We start from the raw sequence: 7,336 nt of genomic DNA, 5'->3' as shown, positions 1-7,336 counted from the left end.
CGCAGACGACGCCGTGCTGCCTCACGCCCTCGTTGGACATGATGGCGTCGCCCTCGACGTGGAAGCCGCTGCCGAACTCGCCGTCCTCGACGCCGTCCAGTGTGAGCTGGACGGTCCTCTTGCCGTCCTGGTAGCTGGCGTAGGGCACGACGCAGGTCACGAGGTCCTCGGCCTCGGTCACGTCGGAGAACTGGGTGATGGTCTCGCCGAACTCGACCACCTGCGGGTTGTCCCCGCACCCCTCGGCGAGGAAGTCGACGAAGCGCCCCAGGCCGTCGTGGCCCGCCACGATCTGGTAGCCGCCGGAGAGGACCTTGTCCTCTATCTCGGCCATGGTCTTGGGCCACTGGGTCGAGGAGCGCGTCACCTGCGTGTCCGGCAGCTCGTTCTTGCGCACGCGGAAGGCCTGGGTGCCGTCGCTGTGCCGGGAGTGCTCGTCCACGTAGAACGCCGCCACCTCGCGCAGGGACCTGGACGGGGTCACCTTCCACCCCTTGGACTCGTCCGCGTAGGTGCCGTAGGGCCGCACGAGGGAGTCGGAGAGGTAGGCGAGCTGCCCCTCGCAGGTGAGCCTCTCGGTGCCGTCGACGGAGGGCTTGACCGAGGTGATGCGGCCCCTGAAGACCTCCTCGCCGTCCTCCTCCAGCACGACCTCGCGGGACGGGTCGTAGCACTCGAAGGTGCCCGACAGGGGGTTCGTGGGCGGCACGTCGCAGGCGAGGCTGCCGGGCTCGCTGACGGTCAGCCTGCAGTCGCAGGAGGTCACGACGCGGTCGGGCAGCCTCGGGTCATGCAGGGTCTTGCCCGCGTAGCTGAGGCGGTACACCCTACGCCGTCCTCTTCCAGATGTACACGGAGAGGTAGGGTGGCAGCAGCTTGCCGGAGTAGTCCTCGCCCGCGACCACGACGCGGTCCTTGTAGCCGCCGGTCTGGGTGAGCCCGTAGCCCGCGACCTCCTCGCCGCAGCGGTGGACGCCCATGGTCCTCTGCCCGCCCGTGGTGCCCGCCGCGAAGTCGGTCCCCGCGCCGACGAGGAAGCGGCCCTCCACGCGCGCCCAGGTGCCGCCCAGGAAGGTCGACGGGTTGGTCGCGGCGGCGCTCATGTAGATCGAGCCGACGGGCCACATCCTGTCGATCCAGTCGAAGTTCGACGCGAGGTCGGCGATGGTCTGCTGGACCTTGTCCGTGATGGCCGGCTTCACGAGCCTCATGCTCGGGGTCTTGGTGCCCATCTAGAGCTCCTTCCACTCGTACTCGAAGTAGACGTTGTAGTCGCCGCCCGACGTGTCGAGCGGGAAGGCGAGGGAGCCCCACTTGCGGTCCTCCACGTCCCACCAGGTTCCCATGCCCTGCCAGGCCGGGAACTCCTGCAGGGGCGAGGAGGCGGTGGCCATGGCGCACCACATGCCCAGGTGCGCGTCCCAGGAGTCGGCGAACCCCTGCCAGGCGTCGTCGCCCATCCCGGGCGTCGTGTCGATGGCCACGCGGTTGTCGCCGGGGCTGAGCCACATGTCGTCGAGGGTCCAGGAGCCGGGGCCCAGGGTCCACTCCCTGTCGCCGATGTCGAGGACGCACCTGCGCGAGACCTCGACCACCGGCTGCACGTGGGCGTCGCCGCACGGGAGGATGACCTCGATGCCCCCGGCGGCGTTGGCCGTGAAGACCCTCGTGCCGAAGCTCCTGAAGGGCTCGCAGGCGAGCGTGATTTCTATCGAGGCCGTCGCGTCGTAGACGCTCTGCGACACGGACGCGCGGCCCCTGTAGGTCGCGCCCGGCTCCCAGGAGGTCACCACCTCGTGGCGCCTGCCGTGCAGGAGCGACCTCAGGCGGGCGAGGACGCGCACGGACGCCTCCCACCCCGCCTGGCCGTCGACGAAGAGCGTGACGGTGACCTTCCGGTCCCCGTAGGTGGGCCAGCCCGTGACGGCCTCGGTGAGGTCGAGCGTGCCGTCGCGGCCCATGATCTCGACGCGGCTCTCCCTGACCTCCGGGGGCTCGTCCGACCACTCGGCCAGGACGAGCCCGTAGGCCTCGCAGAGCGGCGTGCCGTCCACCCAGACCTCCATCTCCGTCTCGCTCACGCCAGCGCCCCTATCCTGCCGAGCTCGGCGTCCATCTCGTCGGCGATTCCGCCCACGAGCTCCTTCTTGTCCAGGTAGATGCGGAGCCTGCCCACGTACTCGCGCAGGGCGCGGACCTCGGCGACGAGCTCGTCGTCGCGCCCGTCGCCCAGGGCGTCGCGGATGAAGCCGGTCAGGCTGTCCACGGGGGCCACGACCTCGGGCCCCGCCTCGCCGACGCCCACGCCGGCGTTGGCGAAAACCGTCGGGCGCAAGAAGACGCCGCCCTTGGCGTACCAGTCGACGCCCAGCGTCGGCACGGAGGGCGGCATGATGGAGAAGCTCCCGCTGATGTGGAAGTGCGGCAGCTTGATGTGAGGGAACTCCAGGTGGAGCCCCTTGAAGAAGCCGCTGATGGCGTTGAGCCCGTTCTGGACCGTGCTCTTCGCCGAGCCTATCTTGTCGGTGACGGTGCTCGCGATGCCGGAGAAGATGCCGGAGACGACCCCCGTCACACCGTTGAGGACGGACGTGAACAGCCCCGCGATGCCGGAGAGGATTCCTCCGATGGCCCCCGACAGGCCGTTCATGATGCCCGTGACGATCGAGGACATGCCGGTCATGACGGAGCTCGCGCCGTCCGCCGCCATCTGCCAGTCTCCGGTGAAGACGCCCACGAAGACGCCGAGGATGGCCGTCAGCACGCCCACGACCGCCTGCACGACGCCGGAGATGACCTGCATCGCGCCCGTGACGACCGCCCCGGCGACCGAGAAGGCCGTCGAGAGCCCGACCGACACGATGTCGGCGAGGGCCTGGAACGCGGGCCCGACGGCCCCCGACACGACGCCCACGAGGACCTCGAAGACGGGCTGAAGCTGCTGCAGGGCGGGCAGGACGCTGTTCGTCACCGCGTCCGCGACGGACTGGAAGGCCCCCATGGCCGCGTCCGCGACGGGCCGGAAGGTGGTCCCCAGGTTGGACACGACCTCCCCTATTCCGGACATGGCGACTTGCAGGCCGCTGACGAGCGCGTCGAGGTAGGGCCCGAGCGTCGCCACCATCGGCCCGACGACGCCGGAGAGCGCCCCGGAGAGGCCGTCTGCGACGCCGGAGAGCACCCCCCTCGCCGAGTCGACGAAGCCAGAGACGGTGGAGAGCGCGTCGGAGAGCGACCCCGCGAGCGCGCCCGCGTCGATGGTAGGCAGCTCGATGCCCAGGCCCTCGGAGAGCGCGGCACCGACGGAGTTGCCTATCGTGGCGACAGCGTCAGCGAGCATCTGCGGCGCGTTCGCCGCTATCCAGGACGCCGCCCTGCCGAAGACGTCCGGCAGCGTCTGCACGACCGCGCCCATGGCCTGGGCGAAGCGCGGGACGATGTTTCCCGCCGCCGTCGCTATAGAGCCGACCAGCTGGTCGGTGAGCGTCGCCATGTCCGCGCCGTCCTTGGCGAACCCGGCCACCCAGTTCTCCCAGGCCGACTTGGCCATGTTCACGGAGCCCTCGATGGTGGACGCCGCCTCCCTGGCCGTGGTCCCGGCGATGCCCTGCTTCTGCTGGATCAGGTCGATGGCGGTGACGATGTCGCTGAACGAGTCGATGGTGAGGTCGGAGGCCTGGCCCGTCGCCCTTCCGTACTCGTTGGCGTCGGCGATGAGCTGCTTCATGCCCTCCTGGGTGCCGGCATAACCCAGCTTCAGGTTATCGAGCATCGTGTAGTTCTGCTTGGCGAAGCCCTGGTAGGCGTTCTGGACGTCCTGCATGTTGGAGCCGAAGACGTTCACGTTGTCGGACATGGCGCGCATGGCCACGTCGGTCTGCCTCGCTGCGGCCGCCGTGTCGCCGCCGAGCGACTTGATGAGGGACGCGGAGAAGGCGGTGGCCTGCTCCATGTACTGGTTGGCGCTCATGCCCGAGCTCTGGTACGCCTGGTCGGCGAAGGCCTTGACCTGCCCGGCCGCGTCGCCGTAGAGCTTCTCGACGCCCCCGGCGAGCTGCTCGTAGCTCGAGTAGCTGGCCACAGCCGCCGACGTGAGCGACATCNTGTCGTCGAGGGTCCAGGAGCCGGGGCCCAGGGTCCACTCCCTGTCGCCGATGTCGAGGACGCACCTGCGCGAGACCTCGACCACCGGCTGCACGTGGGCGTCGCCGCACGGGAGGATGACCTCGATGCCCCCGGCGGCGTTGGCCGTGAAGACCCTCGTGCCGAAGCTCCTGAAGGGCTCGCAGGCGAGCGTGATTTCTATCGAGGCCGTCGCGTCGTAGACGCTCTGCGACACGGACGCGCGGCCCCTGTAGGTCGCGCCCGGCTCCCAGGAGGTCACCACCTCGTGGCGCCTGCCGTGCAGGAGCGACCTCAGGCGGGCGAGGACGCGCACGGACGCCTCCCACCCCGCCTGGCCGTCGACGAAGAGCGTGACGGTGACCTTCCGGTCCCCGTAGGTGGGCCAGCCCGTGACGGCCTCGGTGAGGTCGAGCGTGCCGTCGCGGCCCATGATCTCGACGCGGCTCTCCCTGACCTCCGGGGGCTCGTCCGACCACTCGGCCAGGACGAGCCCGTAGGCCTCGCAGAGCGGCGTGCCGTCCACCCAGACCTCCATCTCCGTCTCGCTCACGCCAGCGCCCCTATCCTGCCGAGCTCGGCGTCCATCTCGTCGNACGTCCACGAGCTCCGGCTCCACGCCCTCCTCGCGGAGGAGCGGGACGAGGCACGCCAGCGTGGCGCGGCACGGGCCGCACCAGCTGGCGTGCCAGACGGTCACGGTGGGCACGGTCACCACCCCACGGAAAATCGGGTATACTGCCACTGAGGCACGCCCACCCAGCTAACTTGGGAGGACACGGCCTCACATTTATCTCTCGAAGTAATGGCCCAGGCTTCCGTCACGGAGGATGTAGATGACCGCCTTCGCGTATCGCCTCATGCGCCTTTTCACCTCGGCCATAATCTCCTCCTCGTCCCTGGTTGCCCCATACGACGTGATGACGATTCTGGCCTCCGACGAATCAAACCCAAGCCGCGTCCACTTGTGATAGGCGCTCCTCATGAGGTCGTTCACCGAGTGCCTGCCGTCGCCGACGTTCTTCATCTCCCATGGCTGGCCGTCATGGCCAAGCAACAAGTCTATGTTCGCTGGGGCGTGCGGGTCCTCCCTCGGCACANGCGCAGGCCGTAGGCGGCCATGGCGCGCATGTCGCTCAGGCTGGGCCGCCTCGCGAAGACCTCGGTCACGCTGCGGTTGCCGAGCGCGGCCTCCAGCATGTCGACGCGCTTGGCGGCGTAGACGAGCTCGTAGGTCCTGCCGCCGAACTCGAAGGTCGTGTCCTGCCTCTGTTCCCCTGCCATTCGTCCCCCACTCATGATGAGGGGCCCCGGAGGGCCCCTGGTCGTCTGCTTCCCTGCTTGCCTGCCCTACGCCGTGCGGTTCGATGGCTTCGCGGTGGCCTTCGCGGCCGCAGCGGTGTCGATGTCGAACCACGTCCACTTGCCGGAACCAGTGAGCGAGACGGAGATGGAGATGAGGTCGTCTGAGGGCGAGTCATCCTCGTACTTCGTCACGACGGCCATGCCTCCCCCGCGAGGGGTGAACTGGCCGTCGTCGTAGACCTGCTTCACGCAGAGGGCGGTCCCGTCCTCGAACGCCTGGCGGATGGCCTTGTTGGACTCGGCGTCCTTGACCATGACGGTGTCGAGGGTCATCTCCCAGCTCTTGGTCGAGGGGGAGTTCTTCTTCCAGGAGCCCTTGGAGTCCTTGGAGCTGAAGCTCGTGGTGTCCGCCGAGAGCGAGAGCTTGGAGCTCTTCTCTCCCTCGATGGCGAGCAGCTTGGCGCCGTCGGCGCTGAAGATGCAGGTGAGCACGTCGGCGCCCTTGACGGCGGAGACGCCGCCGGTGGTGGCGCAGTACGCGCCGGAGTCGAAGTTGGTCGTGGTCTCGGGCATGTCTCGCCCCTCTCTGCCGCTCTCGCGGCGTCTACTTGATCATGAGCCCGTAGGAGACCGTGAGCTCGTATGTCGCGATCGCGTGCCACTCTCCCGTGGGGTCGCGCTTCACCGCCTGGAGCCCCATGTCGTCCTGCCTGACGAGCGCGAACGGCTCGGGAAGGACGACGTCCTGGCACATGGCGGACGAGAGGTCGCCGACCATGGCGAGCACTTCGGCCTGCGTGCGCGACGGCGCGGCCACGGCGTGCAGCTGGACCTCGAACACGTCGAGGAACATGGACTTGCTCCGCCCGGGGCGGATGCCGGCGAGCGTCGCGGAGTAGAACGGGCTGGGTTCGTCGGCTGGGTCCGTGACGCACGCCAGTCCCGTCCCCTCGGACACCCTGGTGCAGACCGCCGCCAGCAGGTCGACCGGCGAGAGCCTCCTCAGCGCGTGCCTTCCCATCAGACCATCCCCCCGAGCGTCTCCTCGATGTTCCTTGCGAACACCCTCTGTGCTGCCCTCGCCTCCTCGCGGAGGAAGTGCTGGCCCTCGACGTAGGGCGCCTTCAGGGCTTTGCCGAGCCTCGGCACGTACTGGCCCACGTTCTGCCGGTGGCCGTACTCGACGTGCGGGGCGTGCTCCGCCTCGTAGCCGACCACGCCCTCGCCGCCGTGCGCCTCCTGCCTGAGCGAGTTGACCAGGCCCCCGGTGTCCCGGGGCGTCGTGGCCCTCAGGTCCTCCGCCATCTCGTTGACGGTGCGCCTCACGACGGTCTCGACGGCGAACCGCCGCAGCTCGTCGAGCCGGTCGGCAAGTCCGCCATCGTCCAGCTCGAGCCTCAGCCCGGCCACGTCAGGTCCCCTTCCTGCGCGAGCACGACAGGGCGCGCCTGCGGCCCAGGTCGGTCCTCTGCGTGACTTCGTAGGTGCCCCCGGCTATGACGAGGAGCGTGGCTCTCCCCACCGTGGCCATGGGGGCCGTGGTGACGAGCGTGAGGTCGGCCTGTGTGTGGGCGTTGCCCTCCTCGGTCACGAGGAGCAGGTTGGACGGGGCCACGCGCACGCGGGCCCTCCCCAGGGAGACCTTCTCGCGGACGCGGTTCCCCAGGGCGTCGCGCCTGCCCGTGTCGGCCTCCTCGAGGAGCTCGGCCATGAGCCACCTCACAGGAACCTCACCGTGGGCAGCGCCGAGGAGCCGTCTGCCTGGGCCATGGAGGCCAGGGCGGACAGCTCCCTGTCGTACTCGGAGAGGAGGTCGTCGGCGAAGGAGACGGACATGGTCCCGCCCTGCCCCTCGGACTCGGAGCCGATGCCCTCGTCGAAGCGGCGGTTGACGGCCTTCACCGTGGCG

The 7,336-nt window shown here is 69.3% G+C and carries 9 protein-coding genes; all 9 read right to left on the bottom strand.

The window, feature by feature from the left end:
• Positions 1-826: hypothetical protein (locus BQ7388_RS12420; protein WP_159430829.1), on the bottom strand; the 826-nt coding region annotated here is incomplete at its 3' end.
• A gap of 1 nt (position 827) precedes the next feature.
• The gene (locus tag BQ7388_RS09510; RefSeq protein WP_072500370.1) at positions 828-1,232 is read right to left on the bottom strand and encodes a phage baseplate protein; all 405 of its coding nucleotides are present in this window, start codon (positions 1,230-1,232) and stop codon (positions 828-830) included.
• Positions 1,233-2,081 (bottom strand): hypothetical protein, encoded by an 849-nt coding sequence (locus tag BQ7388_RS09505; RefSeq protein ID WP_072500369.1) that lies wholly within the window; start codon positions 2,079-2,081, stop codon positions 1,233-1,235.
• Between the two features lie 2,831 nt (positions 2,082-4,912).
• The gene (locus tag BQ7388_RS09495) at positions 4,913-5,149 is read right to left on the bottom strand and encodes a hypothetical protein (protein WP_159430828.1); all 237 of its coding nucleotides are present in this window, start codon (positions 5,147-5,149) and stop codon (positions 4,913-4,915) included.
• Between the two features lie 323 nt (positions 5,150-5,472).
• Positions 5,473-6,000 (bottom strand): phage major tail protein, TP901-1 family, encoded by a 528-nt coding sequence (locus BQ7388_RS09485; RefSeq protein WP_072500365.1) that lies wholly within the window; start codon positions 5,998-6,000, stop codon positions 5,473-5,475.
• 31 nt (positions 6,001-6,031) lie between these two features.
• Complete coding sequence (locus BQ7388_RS09480; protein WP_072500364.1) at positions 6,032-6,448, bottom strand: DUF5072 family protein; 417 nt, start codon at positions 6,446-6,448, stop codon at positions 6,032-6,034.
• On the bottom strand, positions 6,448-6,837 hold the full coding sequence (locus BQ7388_RS12115) for an HK97 gp10 family phage protein (RefSeq protein WP_072500363.1): 390 nt from the start codon (positions 6,835-6,837) through the stop codon (positions 6,448-6,450). Before BQ7388_RS12115 ends, BQ7388_RS09480 begins: the two co-directional genes overlap by 1 nt.
• 1 nt (position 6,838) lies before the next feature.
• Positions 6,839-7,138, bottom strand: coding sequence for a hypothetical protein (locus BQ7388_RS09470; RefSeq protein WP_072500360.1), 300 nt, complete (start codon positions 7,136-7,138; stop codon positions 6,839-6,841).
• 8 nt (positions 7,139-7,146) lie between these two features.
• Positions 7,147-7,336 (bottom strand): hypothetical protein (locus BQ7388_RS09465; RefSeq protein WP_159430827.1); only part of this gene is annotated, 190 nt, incomplete at its 5' end.

Source organism: Olsenella phocaeensis (genome assembly GCF_900120385.1).
Taxonomy (GTDB): domain Bacteria; phylum Actinomycetota; class Coriobacteriia; order Coriobacteriales; family Atopobiaceae; genus Olsenella_I; species Olsenella_I phocaeensis.
The sequence above is the reverse complement of the archived record's forward strand: the minus strand, read 5'-3'. Positions and strand labels throughout refer to the sequence as shown.